Source organism: Arthrobacter alpinus, assembly GCF_001294625.1.
In the GTDB taxonomy this organism is placed as follows: Bacteria; Actinomycetota; Actinomycetes; order Actinomycetales; family Micrococcaceae; genus Specibacter; species Specibacter alpinus_A.
The window spans coordinates 3145405-3158845 of sequence record NZ_CP012677.1 but is presented as its reverse complement, the minus strand read 5'-3'; the positions used below and the strand labels follow the sequence as shown (position 1 = coordinate 3158845).

Here is a 13441-nt window from a genome sequence, read left to right as displayed (position 1 = left end):
GGGGAAGTCCTCAGCCAGTGGGATGAATCGGTGAGCCTAGTCTTCAGCGCGGTCGATACTCACCACGGCCAGGAAACCGCGGCCAGAGATCTCCGGCGCATCCTCGGTACCCACCACGGTGTCAAGCTTGCCCAGCGGAACGGGGGTGCCGCCGTCGTCCACGGAAACCGTGGCGGAGCCCTGAAGCAGCACGGCAAACTGTCCGGCGAACACCGGGTGCGGACGCTTCTTGGACAGTTCCAAAATGGTGGCGTAGCCCTTGAACGAGCCGCGGCGGGTCATCACATTCAAGTCCATGAGCGCGCCCGTGGGCAGGCTTGCGGAGGTCTCTAAATCACCGGAAAAGCGGAAGGTGCGGTACTTTTCCAGGGCATGCTCGGCGCCGTCGACGGTCAGGGCTATCAGCTCGCCGTCGATGATGGTCAGGATCCGGTCCATGCCCGGCATGGGGGAAAACGGGCCGGCCTTGGCCACTTCGGCGATGCTGATCCGCCAGTCCCACGGCTCGGCGTTGGAGACCTTGTCGCCGGAGCCCAGCGTCATCCGATCAGCGGAACCTGAGGCAAGCTGGCGGGTTATGCCACCACCATTGGCCCACGGGGCGGCCTTCAAGGATGCGTACTTGATGATGTCCACTATTTTTCGTCCACATTCTTCACGCTGTACACGTGCAGGCGCTTGGGCTCGGACGGATGGCGCCGGGCCTTGCGCTTGTAGTAGGACCAGCCTCCCGTTATGGCCGCCGAGATGCCAAACGCCAACAGGATCTTGATCGGCAAGTTGAACCTGGTCAGGGTGAACACGAGGATCATGGAGGCAAAACTGGCAAAACTGACGATAACGTCCAGCCAGGCGGTCTTATTACGCATATCACCAGCTTACGCGGCGAAGTCCGCCCTCACATTCGCGAGGTCAGCGCGCCGCAAAAGCCCGGAGGAGGTGCCGTCGTCGTGCTTGGACTAGTGGTAGCTGCTCACGAAGGGCCGGTTGCTGGGCACGATCTCCTTGCCCAGCGGCATGAGGGAGATGGGGATCATCTTTATGTTGGCGATGGCCAGGGGGATGCCAATGATGGTCAGGGCCATGGCGACCGCCGTGGTGACGTGGCTGATGACGATCCAGATACCGGCCACCAGAATCCAAATGATGTTGCCCAGGGTGCTGGCGATGCCCGTGCCACCGGGCTTGTCCACCACCGTCCGGCCGAAGGGCCAGAGCGCATAGCCGGCAATACGGAAGGACGCGATGCCCCACGGGATGGTGATGATCAGGATGCAGCACACAATACCGGCCAGAAAATAGCTCAGGGCCAGCCAGAAGCCGCCAAACACGAGCCAAATGACGTTCAGGATGGTCTTCATGCTTTCATTGTGCCCCACAAGGTGCGGTGAGGCGTCAGGGATGACCCTAGTGTTTACCCTTATCTGCTTCCACGCCCGCGGTGCTAGGCTAATTTCCACCAAACGTCACCGTTACACGAGGGCAGGAAGCGAAGATTCCATGGATTTCGGCACAGTCTTTTTGATCCTCATATTGGTGGTCATCGCCATTGTCCTGGGCGTTGCCATCACCGTTGGCGTGCTTGTCTCCCGCGGCGTCCTGGGCCTGGTGAAGCTGTCCAAGCCAAAGTATGAGTCCGCCAAGCGCAACGCCATGAAGGTGCGTGCGGAGACCACCTCGGGGCCGCTCGGGGAGATCATGAAGGCGCGGATCCGCCTGCAGGAAGCCATGGAGGCTACCCGTCGCAGCCTGGAGGTTGCCAGTTCCACGCGCCAATACACGGGTAACCTGGACTCCATTTTCCGTACCTTGCAGCAGTCCGCCCAGGTGGTGGACAGCCAGTTACTGGTGGCCCAACAGGACCCGGACCCGGCCGTGCGGGGCATCTATGCCAAGACCCTCAGCGTCCAGGCGGAGCAAATTACCCACACGGCCACAGGTATTCGCAACGCCCTGGCCAGCGCCGCCGCGCCCGCCGTCGACGTGGACCTCAAGGACCTCACCCGCACCTTGGAGATCGAGGCAACCATGCTCAAGAACTGGTCCGCCACCTACACCGGTCTCGGCGACGGTTCCTAGGCTCCCATGGGCGTTTTCTCCCGCTTCCGTGCGCTCTTTCCCAAGGGTTCCGGGCACGACGCCGGAGCCGCCTCCCCAGGGCAGCTCACCCTCGGTGATGCCCAGTTCAAGCAGCTCGCCGCGGTGCAGAGCATGCGCCGGGGCGTGGCCGATGTTTCCGTGAGTCGGCAACGCCTGGACATCCAGGCCGCCGATCTTCAGCGGGCCATGGACGCGCTCCAGGCCCAGGCAACGACCAGCCAGGAAGCCGGGAACCCCGTCGCGGCCCAGACCGCGCTGGCCCGGCACCTGATCATGGCCGAACAGCTTGGCGACCTTCTGTCCCAGCGCGATGCCCTTGCCGAGCAGGAATCAATGCTGATCGCGTCCCTGACCCAGCTGCAGGCCAGGGTTTCCGGCTTCAACGTCACGGCTCAGACACTCAAGGCCGCCCAAATCGCCGCCGAGGCCCGGCACACCATTGCCAAGTCCCTGGACGAGTTGGACGGTCCCGATCAGAACCGTGTCCGCTAGGTCTCGGTGACGTTCCCCGAGACCATGCCAAAGGCAAACGCCTTGGTGGCCCCGCTCTGGGCCGCCCCGTCAGCACTGTCCAGGATAAAGCGCACAATCGCGCTGCCGGCAGCGATGTCCTGTGCCGTGACAGTGTAGGTGGCCGTAAAGCCCAGTGAGGTGTCCGGGGCCAGCGACGTGGGATCCACAACGCCCAAGTCGGGGGACAAGTGCACCGCAATCGACGGCGTAGATTCACCGCCATTGGCCACCCGCCCGCTGAACGCCAGCACATCCCCGGCCTTGTAGCCCCGGATGACCGGTCCGTAGTTCAGATCCTGAGATTCCCGGTTGGAGAGTACCTGCGGCGCGTCCTCCGTGTAGCCCTGCCCCACTTCCTTCCAGGCCGCGGGGTCCCAGGCGCCGTCGGTCTGGGCCAGCACATGGCTCTCTCCGACGCTTTCCCAGATATCAGGGCGCCCGGGGGTGATGGAACGCAACACCACGTCAAGACTGAGGTCCCCGGCACGGGCGGTGCCGCCGTCGTGCGTGAGGGACGCGGTGGGGGAGTCCAGCAGCTCCTGCGGGTCCAGGGCGGCAAACACGATCTCTTGGTAGCCCTGGCGCTCGTACAAGACGCCGATCCGGCCGTCGGGCAGGCGGGCGGCGGTGGAATACTGCGAGCTTCCCGCGCACAGTACGACGCCGAAGGGCCAGGTGGCGCCGTCGTCCTGCGAGAGCTTCAGGACGGTGTTGCGGCGCAGCATCGAATCGTGGTTGTGCGTGGCGATGAGCCAGTTCTCGGTCTCCGGGATGGCCAGTGTGGTGACGGAAGGGACGCCGTCAAAGCGGGCCAGGGAGCCGTTGTCGCTGGGGTCTGGCAGCTCGGTGTGCGGTTCGGCGGGGGAGTAGGAGCGGCCACCGTCGGTGGAGATGGCCGTGAGGCGGTGCGGGGTGGCACGTGAATGCAGCAGCAGGAAGCCGTCGCTGCGGCACACCACCTTGTTTTCATTGCCGCCGGCGATGAATTCGCCCAACGTCCAGCTGTCGCCGTGGTCGTCGCTGTACGCGCTCGCTGCCACGATCTTGCCCTGGAACAGCACCACGAACTGTTGAACCAGCCGGCCCTTGAACGGACCGGTGTGGACTTGGATCCCGGCGCCCGCCGCGGCGAACAGGCCCGTCATACCCTCCCGCTTGAGCATGGAGGTGAGGCGGCGGTGTTGCCAGGTGGCGCCGTCGTCGTCGGAGAAGCTGACGTCGGCATGTTGGATGTCATCCTCGCGGTCCAGCCCCTCGACGGCCTCAAAGAAACCGGCGTGGGTGCCGGCGGCGTGGAAGCAGAAGATCCGGCCGGTGGTGTTGTCCACGAGCAGGCTGGGATCACCGTAGCCGTCCAGCCCGGTGCCCGTGCGCACGGTCTGCTGTGGGCCCCAGGTGACACCGTTGTCGGTGCTGCGACGGATCAGCAGGTCGATCGGGTTGGGCAGGTCATCCAAGTTGGGGCGGCCGTCATAGGCTGCCAGGATGGTTCCTTGCGTGGTCACCGCCAGTGCCGGGATGCGGTATTGGCGGTGACCGGCCACGCCGCGGCGGGCCAGGACGATTTCAGCAGAGGTAGGACGTGGCTTCACCGAATGAGTCTATCGGCGTATCCCGGTCCTCGTAGAACGCGCTCATACCTTTGACACCCTACGCCACGGTGATGCCCAGGTGGGCGGCCAGGATGGGGGCCAGGAGGGTGAGCTGGTCGTCGTCAATCACGACGCCGGCCATGGAGCCGATGCCGTTGAGCGTGCGGAAGTCTGTGCCGCGCAGATCGACGTCCTTTAGGGTGGCCGCCTGGATGTCCAGGGTCCCGATCCGGCAGTTCTTCAGTGCCAGGCGGGTGACCGTGGCGCCACCCAGGTCCATTTCGCCGATGATGCAGTCGCTGATCTGCAAGTCGGTGATTTTCGCGGCCCGCAGGTTCAGGAAGTCCAGTTTGCCGCCGTCGATCCTTACCGACTGCCACGTACTGTCGTAGAGTTCCGCAGACCCCCAGCGCGGCGTGGTGATCTCAACGTCACGCCAGCTGGTCCGGGCGGCCTTCAGTACCGGGGCGAAGCTGTCGATGATGGAGGTGCCCCGGAACCGGGTGCCGCGCAGCTGAGCGTCATTGAACGTGGGGCCTTGCAAGGTGCAGTCGAGGAAGTCCGTGGAGGTGAGGTCGGCGCCATCAAAGGCCGGGCGCTCAAAGCTTTGGCCGTCGTAGGTGTCGCCCGGGCCAAAGAACGCATCCTCATTCTCGACGAGGTCGTGCAGGCGGAGCGGGGTGAGACGGGGTGCGCGAGGTTCTTTTTTCGGAGCCATCGCACAAGACTACAGAGCCGCGGCGGCACGCGAATTCTGCTAACCCTCTCAGACAGTGCCAGGGATTCGGGCCACGAGCCTGAAGCGCTGGAGCACCAGCATGGTGTCATCATCCACGGTGAATCCCGGATCGCCCATGGCCTGGCGCATGTCCGTCGAATGCCAGAAATCCTCGTGCCCGGCCCGCCACTGCGCCACCGTGCTGAAACCCTCGCCCTCATCAACCGCGTGGGCAAGGTCCACATCGGCCAGGCGGGCCTGGCGCACCTCCGTCATCTCAATGACGGCCACGGGCGTGGCCGCGGAATCGATGACCACCTCCTGCAAGCCAACCGTCGGCAGATCCTCCTGCTCGACCTCGTATTCAATGAGCGTGCCGGTGGTGGAGGTCTTGGAACCGTCAAGAATCGCGGCGACAAGCTGGTCCCGCAAAGGGCCGGGGAACGCAAACTCACAAATGGGAAGGGAACTGTAGTCGGTCATGGTTTCAGCGTACTGCCGTGGCGTTTGGCGGGTTCAGCGCCACCCATTCCGCCGTCAGGTTTGCGCGCGCCTGTGCCGCCCACAAACCACGCCCCCGGTGCGTGTGGAACAACGGATCCAGGGTCAGTAACTGGTGCACGACGGCGGCCCTTCCCTTGGTGAAGTCGGCCGCGGGAACGTGGGCGTAATCGCAGCGAACGCCCGCCGCGTAGCGGGCATACTCCGCCGGTGACCCGCCCAGGACGGCGAGGTCCGCGTCGCACAGGAGGGCGCCGTCGGCGTCCCCCGGGTTGGGGGAATGGGTGGCCGTCAGCAGGATCAAACGCACCGCCTCCGCCACGTCCGCGGCCGGCAGTAACCCGGCAAGGCGTGAGTGCGCCAGATCCGCGGACTCCCGCTCATCGGTCCCGGCTACACCCTTGTACACGGCGTCATGAAACCAGGCTGCCATGAGCACGGTACGTGGCGGATCACCCTCCGTTAGGCGATCCAGAGCCTCCAACATGGCCAGCAAATGAGTGCCCGAATGGTAGTGCCGGTGGGGCTCATTCCAGCGCCGCAACAACTCAGCGCCCAACTCTCGATGCCCCGGCAGAAACGCATTCCAGCGTAGTTCCAGCACCGACGTGACCGATTTGACCCGGTACTTTGCCTTGATGCGAAGCCCAGAAGCTAGCAATGTGCGGGCTAAATCTTTGCCGGACACCGGCAGCGCACCTGCCGTCACGAGATCCACGTAGAGGCGTTCCGGGACGTCGTAGTGGTCCAGGTCGAACGCGCGCTCGCTCACCCCGGCAGCTGCTGCGAAGGCGTGAAGCTCAAGCACCGACGTGTCTGAAATGAGGTGTGAGAACACCGTGCCGTGCGCGGGCCAATAGGGAGGATCGATGAAGATCATGGCCTCAGTTTAGGCCTGCTCGGAGCAGCGGTCCTTAGCTGGGTGGAGGTGACTGGCCCTGTTGCCGCGCATAGACTCACAGCTGTCCGGCAAAACTAAGTGAAGGCAAGCGGCCATGCGAAACGAAGACTCAAACGTCCAGGCAACATTCAATGGCATCGCCCGTCGCTACGATCTGATGAACAAGCTGATGACGCTGGGTTCACACAAACGCTGGTGCCGGGACCTTGCACAGTTTGCAAGCTCACGGTCGGGGCGCAGCTACCTGGATCTGGCGACAGGAACCGGCGTCATCGCCAGAGCCGTTCGTGAACTGAACCCCTGCGCCACCATCATCGGGGCCGACTTTTCCGAAGCCATGCTGGAGATGGCCCGCCAAATTGACGGCAATTCAAGCATCGAATGGCAGTTTGCCGATGCACACGAGCTCCCTTTCGCAGATAGTGAGTTCGACGGCGTCACGCACGGATATCTGCTGCGAAACGTGAGCGATCTGGACCGTGTTCTGGCAGAACAGTACCGGGTCCTGAAGCCGGGAGGAGTGCTTGCCGCACTTGAAACCTCCCCTCCCTCCGGTTGGCTGGGCCCCTTCATCCGCCTCGGAATGCGCGTGGTAGTGCCGACATTGGGGACGCTCATAGGGAGGGACGGGGAGGCCTACAAGTACTTGGTGCGCTCAACTCTGGGATTCCTCAGCCCAGAAGCACTGCGGCTCCGCTTCCAGCTGGCCGGCTTCCAGAACGTCCAGGTGAAGCCGAAGTTCATGGGCACCAACATGATTTGGACCGCCAGCAAGCCTGGCTGACAGGTGCCGGGCTGGTCGCCCTACGGCCCGCCGAGGGGCCGGTATGGTCATTCGCCCATGGCCGGCCACCATCGAATGACCACAGCGGCCCCGGGCTTTCCGGGTGGCGTCCGGCCGCGGCTGGTGCGCCGTTACAGCCCCCGCTCGGCAAAAATGACGAGCGCGCCCCGGACAAGGCCGGCACCGCCAGCGCGGCCGTAATTTGCGCCAAAGCGCCCGTCCGCCACGTACATTTCCGCCAGGCCCAGCACGTAGCTTCGCACATCGCCGCCGGGTGCGGTGGCAAGCGTGCCGGGTATGGAGCGCAGCCACTGAACGTACCTCCGGGCGAGTTCCTGCGCCTGCGGTGAATCCGGTGTCACCCCGCTGGTGGAGGCAGTAATCCAGTCGTTGTTCAGCGACGCAACACTGTCCTTCCAGGCCTGCTTTTGGGTAGTGTCCAGGCCCCACCACGCAACATGCCTCCGCAGGGCATCCGGCACGGACGTTTCCGCCGAAAGTACGGCCGCGATGGCCGGCAGCCCGAGTCCGAGTTCGCGTAGGAGCAGGATCCGCTGCAGTCGTACCAGCGCGGCTTGGTTGTAGTGCAGGTAGCCGTTGCTGGCAGTGCGGCTCGGGGTCAGCAATCCGATCGTGTGGTGGTGCCGCAGAGTCCGGCAGGTGGTCCCCGCCTGGGCTGCGATTTGCTGAACTGGCCAGTCCACAGGGGCTTTTTCGGTGTTCATGAAAGAAACTCTAAAGGTTGACGCAGCGTCAATTTCAAGGACCATTCCAGCCGATCCGGCTCTCTTGGAGTCGGCATGTCCATTCAATGTGACCCAGAGCACGCACACGTTTTGGGTTAGTTCAGCGATTTATGCGAGAGCATAGAGAGTGTCAGCTACTTCGCGGGACCCGGTAGTACTGCACTGCACGTCGCCGTGTGGTTTGGCCGAGTCTTCATTACTGAAAAGCTTGAGGAGCCAGCATGAGGGCAGCACGTTATTACGATCGCAATGACATCCGCATCGAGGACATTCCCGAACCGGAACTGAAGCCAGGAACCGTGGCTATTGACGTTGCCTGGTGCGGGATCTGTGGCACTGACCTGCATGAGTATTTGGAGGGGCCGATCTTTATTCCGCCCGCAGGTCACCCGCACCCCATCTCGGGAGAATCCGCACCCGTGACGATGGGCCATGAATTCTCTGGAACCATCACGGCGCTGGGTGAGGGTGTGACGGGCCTGAGCGTTGGCGAGAATGTGGTGGTGGAGCCCTACATTATCGGCGAGGGTGTTGACACCAGTGAAGGTGCCCCCTATCAGCTGTCCAAGGATATGAACTTCATCGGATTGGGTGGACGCGGTGGCGGACTGTCCGAGAAGATCGTGGTGGAACGCCGATGGGTTCACCCCATTGGTGAGATTCCGTTGGACCAGGCTGCGCTGATTGAGCCGCTGTCCGTGGGGCATCACGCCTACGTTCGTTCCGGGGCCAAGGCTGGCCAGGTTGCCATTGTGGGCGGGGCTGGGCCCATCGGCCTGCTGACCGCGGCCGTGCTGAAAGCCAAGGGCCTGACCGTTTACATTTCCGAACTTTCCCAGGCCCGCAAGGCGAAGGCCCTGGAAACCGGCGTTGCCGACGCGGTCTTTGACCCCCGCGAGGGCGACGTTGCCAGCCAGATCCGCGAACTGACCAAGGGGCAGGGTGCGGACGTCGGGTTCGAATGCTCATCCGTGCCTGCCGTCCTGGACATGCTTTTGGACGCTGTGCGCCCCGGCGCGGTCGTCGTCAACGTGTCCATCTGGGGCCACAAGCCTGCTGTGGACATGCCGAAGCTGGTGCTGAAGGAAATTGATCTTCGCGGAACCATTGGGTACGCCAACGACCACCCGGACACCATTGCTCTGGTCCAAAGTGGAAAACTGGATCTGGCCAAATTCATCACCGGGAGGATCGGTCTGGATGGGTTGGTCTCCGAAGGGTTTGAGCAGTTAATCAACAACAATGAACACCACGTGAAAATCATCGTGAATCCGCGCGCCTAGGCATCGTGTCATCCCCAAAATGGCGAGAGGTGCCCGGAAACTGATCAGCAGTTTGCGGGCGCCTCTCGTGTTCCGGGCACCGGATGGCGCCGCAGTTCGCGGCCGAAAAGAATCTGGAATAAGATAACCTACAGATAAGTTGAGCGTAGTAGACTCAACTTTGTAGGATGAGAGTCGACAGCAACTAAAGACACGCTACGAAAGGACCCCTCTTGGACACCAAATTCACCACAAAGAGCCAGGAGGCTCTTTCCGCTGCCGCCATGAACGCCTCCACCGCCGGCAACCCGACGGTGGAGCCGGCCCACCTGCTCAAGGCACTGATGGATCAGCGCCAGGGCGTCGCCGTCGCACTCCTGAAGGCCGCCGGCGTCGACCCCGATGTTGTCAGTGTCGGCGCCAGTGCGGCCATCCACAATCTGCCCTCCTCATCGGGCACCTCCGTGGCCCAGGCGCAGCTGAGCCGCAACACCCTGCTCGCCGTCCAGGCCGCCCAGCAGGCCGCCGAATCGATGGGAGACAGTTACGTCTCCACCGAGCACCTGCTGCTGGGTCTGGCGAACGACGCCGGAGCAACAGGGAGTGCCCTGCGGCAGGCGGGTGCCTCCAAGGCCGCGCTCGACGCAGCCCTGCCCACGGTCCGCGGCGGCGGCAAGGTCACCTCGCCCGACCCCGAGAATACCTTTGAGGCGCTGGAAAAGTTCGGCGTGGACATGACAGCGATTGCACGCACGGGCAAGCTTGACCCGGTGATCGGCCGCGACTCCGAGATTCGCCGCGTGATCCAGGTGCTGAGCCGCCGCACCAAGAACAACCCAGTGCTTATTGGCGAGCCCGGCGTCGGCAAGACGGCCGTCGTTGAAGGCCTGGCCCAGCGCATGGTGGCAGGCGACGTGCCCGAGTCCCTCCGTGGGAAGACGCTGATCAGCCTGGACCTGGCCGCCATGGTGGCTGGTGCGAAGTACCGCGGTGAGTTTGAGGAGCGCCTGAAGGCGGTGCTGGAGGAGATCAAGGCCTCCGACGGGCAGATCGTCACGTTCATCGACGAGATCCACACGGTGGTCGGTGCCGGCGCCTCGGAAGGGTCCATGGACGCTGGCAACATGCTCAAGCCCATGCTGGCCCGCGGCGAGCTGCGCCTGATCGGTGCCACCACGCTGGATGAGTACCGCGAAAACGTGGAGAAGGACCCGGCCCTGGAACGCCGTTTCCAGCAGGTGTTTGTCGGCGAGCCCAGTGTTGAGGACACCATTGGCATCCTGCGCGGGCTCAAGGAACGGTACGAGGCCCACCACAAGGTGGCCATCGCCGACTCCGCTCTGGTTGCCGCCGCGACCCTGTCCAACCGCTACATCAGCGGCCGCCAGCTGCCGGACAAGGCCATCGACCTGATGGACGAGGCCGCATCCCGGCTGCGCATGGAGATCGACTCGGCGCCGGAGGAGATCGATGCGCTCCGCCGCGCCGTCGACCGTTTGACCATGGAGGAACTGGCCCTGACCGGGGAGACGGACGCGGCGTCGGTGGAGCGCTTGAGTGCCCTGCGCGCCGACATGGCCGACAAGAAAGAAGAGCTGGCTGGCCTGAACGCCCGCTGGGAGGCGGAGAAGGCCGGGCTGAACCGGGTTGGTGACTTGAAGGCCAAGCTGGACGAGCTGCGTTCCATCGCCGACAAGGCACAGCGCGACGGCGACCTCGAGCAGGCCTCCAGGATCCTCTACGGCGAGATTCCTGCGCTGCAGCGCGAGTTGGAGGCTGCCGCAGCGGAGGAGGAGTCCATCGACAAACCGGAGCTGATGGTGGCCGAGGAAGTGAGTGCCGACGACATCGCCGAGGTCATCTCCGCATGGACGGGCATCCCGGCCGGGCGCATGCTGCAGGGCGAAAGCCAAAAGCTGCTGCAGATGGAACACGTCCTGGGCTCGCGCCTGATCGGCCAGTCCAAGGCCGTGACGGCCGTCTCCGACGCCGTCCGCCGCGCCCGCGCCGGCATCAGCGACCCTGACCGCCCCACTGGATCGTTTTTGTTCCTGGGCCCCACCGGCGTGGGCAAGACGGAGCTGGCCAAGGCCCTGGCCGACTTCCTCTTCGACGACGAACGCGCCATGATCCGCATCGACATGAGCGAGTATTCGGAGAAGCACTCGGTGTCCCGCCTGGTCGGTGCCCCTCCGGGATACGTGGGCTACGACGAGGGCGGGCAGCTGACGGAGGCCGTCCGCCGTCGTCCGTATTCAGTGGTTCTGTTGGATGAGGTGGAGAAGGCACACCCGGAAGTCTTTGACATCCTTTTGCAGGTGTTCGACGACGGCCGGCTCACCGACGGGCAGGGTCGCACCGTGGACTTCCGCAACGTGATCATTGTGCTGACCAGCAACCTGGGCTCACAGTTCCTCGTGGACCCGTCCCTGAGTGACGACGAGAAGCACAAGGCCGTCATGGCGATCGTGGATGCCTCGTTCAAGCCGGAGTTCCTGAACCGGCTCGACGAGATTGTCATGTTCGACGCGCTGAGTGTGGAGCAGCTTTCCAAGATCGTGGACCTGCAGGTTCAGGCTCTGTCCGCACGGCTGTACGAGCGCCGTCTCACCTTGGAGGTCACTGACGCCGCCAAGGCCTGGCTGGCGTTGACCGGCTACGACCCCGCCTATGGGGCCCGGCCGTTGCGCCGCCTGGTACAACGGCAGATCGGCGACCGTCTGGCCAAGGAAATCCTGGCAGGGACCATCACCGACGGCGACACCGTGCTGGTGGACACCGCCGACGACCTGGACGCGCTGAACATGGATTCGGCCGCGAGTAACGGGCTGAGTGTTACGCGCAAATAGCGTTTGCGGTGGTCGGGCTTGTCCAGACCAAGGGCTGGACAAGCCCGACCACCGGTGCCTGAGTTACCTAACCAGTGAGGTCTTCAGGTTCTCGCCTGTCGGGTCAACGACGATGCATTGAATGGTGCGATCACCAGTGCCCCAGGACCCCGCCGTCGGAAGGCCTCTAAAGGTCTTCAGGTCGGTGTAAGCCTTTGCCGCATCCGTCAACGACACGGCGGTGCACACATCTACGCCCTTCGCCTTGACGGCATCTGCGCCAGGAAACGTCTCAGCCGCGTCGTATTTGAACGTCTCCACCACCTGTGCTGAGTGCGGGCTGTTGCACTGGACGATGTCGGCGGGCTTGGCGACCGTGGTGAAACCGCGCAGGCAGTCTCCTGTCAGCCATTTCAAAGGTGATGCTTGGCTGACGCGTAGCTCTGGGTCACCGGTGTCTTGGGAGGCAGTGGTAGATGCTGTTGAGGTGACCGGGACGGAGCCGGCACTGTCCGTTTTGCTGCCTCCTGTCAGGAGCCCGATAAGCATCCAGATCAGCAGGACGATAAGCGCCACGCCGAATACTGCCACGCCCAAAATGATGAACAACTTGTTCTTGTTGCCGGGGGTTCCCTGATCTGGGCCCTGGTGCCCGGGCGCGCCGTACGGTGGCTGGCTACCTGCCTGAGCAGGGGTCGCGGAGGGCGGCACTCCCGGGGGGACTGGTGCACCGTAGCTGAGCTGGGCTTGGCTCTGCGGTACTGGGGCGGTGGGCTGACCGGCTGCCGTCGTGCCCTCGGCAGAACCCTCGATGGAACCCTCGGCAGCGGCCAGCGCCGCTGCGTCGACGACGCCTTGGGCTACCTGCCCGGGCGACTGCCAGGCATTGGCCCTGGGCTGCCACTGGGTTTCCGGGCGGCGCCAGCCCGAACCGTCGTCAACACTGTGGCCCAGGTGTGATGTCGGGGCCTCCTCCCCGCTTTCGACCGGCGCACTCTCCACCGGCGCAGTATGCTCGGGCGGCGTGGCTGGGCGTGGCGGCACCGGAGCCGGCCCCGCGGGGGGTGTCCACGGATTATTGGCAACGGGCGGCTTGCTGAAATCTGTGCGCAGGACCGTGGACTCATCCACATCCCAGTCCCCATGAGTGGCGGGTGTGTCAAAAGCAATGCCCGACTTTGGTACGGAGGCGATGATTTCCGATGCTGGGAGCTCGGCTGACCGTGAAGCCTCACGTTCAACCGCGGCGGCTTCGGCTGCAACCTCGTCTAGGTTCACACTTTCGGCCACATCGGCACTGATCTCGGCGGAATCCAGCTCAGGTTCGGCAAAGTCGAAGTCCGTCCCGGAGATCTCCGGCGAACGGTTCGTCGCGGCATCGTCACCATCAGAGGCAGGAGGGTTCGCCCCCGGCTCCTGATCGTTTCCGTTTTCCTGACCATTCATGACGAACGTTCCTTCCCTGCCGCACCGGGACACGGCGCAAACCTATCGCT

General features: G+C 63.9%; 14 protein-coding genes. 5 read left to right on the top strand and 9 right to left on the bottom strand.

What is annotated here, in order from left to right; genetic code table 11:
* Nucleotides 1-36: 36 nt before the first annotated feature.
* The 3 genes from AOC05_RS14350 to AOC05_RS14340 all read right to left on the bottom strand — a co-directional run bounded on the left by AOC05_RS14350 (nucleotide 37) and on the right by AOC05_RS14340 (nucleotide 1361).
* The gene (locus AOC05_RS14350; protein ID WP_062007815.1) at nucleotides 37-636 is read right to left on the bottom strand and encodes a HutD family protein; all 600 of its coding nucleotides are present in this window, start codon (nucleotides 634-636) and stop codon (nucleotides 37-39) included.
* Nucleotides 636-869, bottom strand: coding sequence for a hypothetical protein (locus AOC05_RS14345; protein WP_062007814.1), 234 nt, complete (start codon nucleotides 867-869; stop codon nucleotides 636-638). The genes AOC05_RS14350 and AOC05_RS14345 overlap by 1 nt, the downstream gene beginning before the upstream one ends.
* A gap of 90 nt (nucleotides 870-959) precedes the next feature.
* A complete protein-coding gene (locus AOC05_RS14340; protein ID WP_062007813.1) occupies nucleotides 960-1361 on the bottom strand; it encodes a YccF domain-containing protein in 402 nt (133 codons plus the stop codon).
* Between the two features lie 40 nt (nucleotides 1362-1401).
* Here AOC05_RS14340 and AOC05_RS14335 point away from each other — a divergent pair, with 40 nt between their 5' ends.
* Together AOC05_RS14335 and AOC05_RS14330 are read left to right on the top strand one after the other, a co-directional pair.
* Entirely contained in the window at nucleotides 1402-2079 is a 678-nt protein-coding gene (locus AOC05_RS14335) for a hypothetical protein (protein ID WP_197277834.1), read from the top strand.
* Nucleotides 2080-2085: 6 nt separating this feature from the next.
* Nucleotides 2086-2592 (top strand): PspA/IM30 family protein, encoded by a 507-nt coding sequence (locus tag AOC05_RS14330; RefSeq protein ID WP_062007811.1) that lies wholly within the window; start codon nucleotides 2086-2088, stop codon nucleotides 2590-2592.
* Here the strand turns inward: AOC05_RS14330 and AOC05_RS14325 are convergent.
* Genes AOC05_RS14325 through AOC05_RS14310 form a run of 4 tightly spaced genes read right to left on the bottom strand, consistent with a single transcriptional unit; the run spans nucleotide 2589 to nucleotide 6304 of the window.
* Entirely contained in the window at nucleotides 2589-4205 is a 1617-nt protein-coding gene (locus AOC05_RS14325) for a sialidase family protein (RefSeq protein WP_062007810.1), read from the bottom strand. The genes AOC05_RS14330 and AOC05_RS14325 overlap by 4 nt on opposite strands.
* A 58-nt stretch (nucleotides 4206-4263) precedes the next feature.
* Nucleotides 4264-4923: a pentapeptide repeat-containing protein gene (locus tag AOC05_RS14320; RefSeq protein ID WP_062007809.1), complete on the bottom strand. Its 660-nt coding sequence runs from the start codon at nucleotides 4921-4923 to the stop codon at nucleotides 4264-4266.
* A gap of 48 nt (nucleotides 4924-4971) precedes the next feature.
* Nucleotides 4972-5406 (bottom strand): ASCH domain-containing protein, encoded by a 435-nt coding sequence (locus tag AOC05_RS14315; protein ID WP_062007808.1) that lies wholly within the window; start codon nucleotides 5404-5406, stop codon nucleotides 4972-4974.
* 4 nt (nucleotides 5407-5410) lie between these two features.
* Nucleotides 5411-6304, bottom strand: coding sequence for a DUF4031 domain-containing protein (locus AOC05_RS14310; RefSeq protein WP_062007807.1), 894 nt, complete (start codon nucleotides 6302-6304; stop codon nucleotides 5411-5413).
* Between the two features lie 115 nt (nucleotides 6305-6419).
* Here AOC05_RS14310 and AOC05_RS14305 point away from each other — a divergent pair, with 115 nt between their 5' ends.
* A complete protein-coding gene (locus AOC05_RS14305; protein ID WP_062007806.1) occupies nucleotides 6420-7109 on the top strand; it encodes a ubiquinone/menaquinone biosynthesis methyltransferase in 690 nt (229 codons plus the stop codon).
* 131 nt (nucleotides 7110-7240) lie between these two features.
* On the opposite strand, the gene AOC05_RS14300 is transcribed toward AOC05_RS14305, so the two are convergent.
* Nucleotides 7241-7834, bottom strand: a complete 594-nt coding sequence (locus AOC05_RS14300) for a MerR family transcriptional regulator (RefSeq protein WP_231687120.1) — start codon at nucleotides 7832-7834, stop codon at nucleotides 7241-7243.
* A gap of 242 nt (nucleotides 7835-8076) precedes the next feature.
* On the opposite strand from AOC05_RS14300, the gene AOC05_RS14295 reads away from it, so the two are divergent.
* Both AOC05_RS14295 and clpB read left to right on the top strand, forming a co-directional pair.
* A complete protein-coding gene (locus AOC05_RS14295) occupies nucleotides 8077-9138 on the top strand; it encodes a 2,3-butanediol dehydrogenase (protein WP_062007804.1) in 1062 nt (353 codons plus the stop codon).
* A 212-nt stretch (nucleotides 9139-9350) separates the two neighbouring features.
* Complete coding sequence (gene clpB / locus AOC05_RS14290; RefSeq protein ID WP_062007803.1) at nucleotides 9351-11966, top strand: ATP-dependent chaperone ClpB; 2616 nt, start codon at nucleotides 9351-9353, stop codon at nucleotides 11964-11966.
* A 63-nt stretch (nucleotides 11967-12029) separates the two neighbouring features.
* On the opposite strand, the gene AOC05_RS14285 is transcribed toward clpB, so the two are convergent.
* Nucleotides 12030-13391 (bottom strand): septum formation family protein, encoded by a 1362-nt coding sequence (locus AOC05_RS14285; RefSeq protein ID WP_062007802.1) that lies wholly within the window; start codon nucleotides 13389-13391, stop codon nucleotides 12030-12032.
* Nucleotides 13392-13441: the final 50 nt, after the last annotated feature.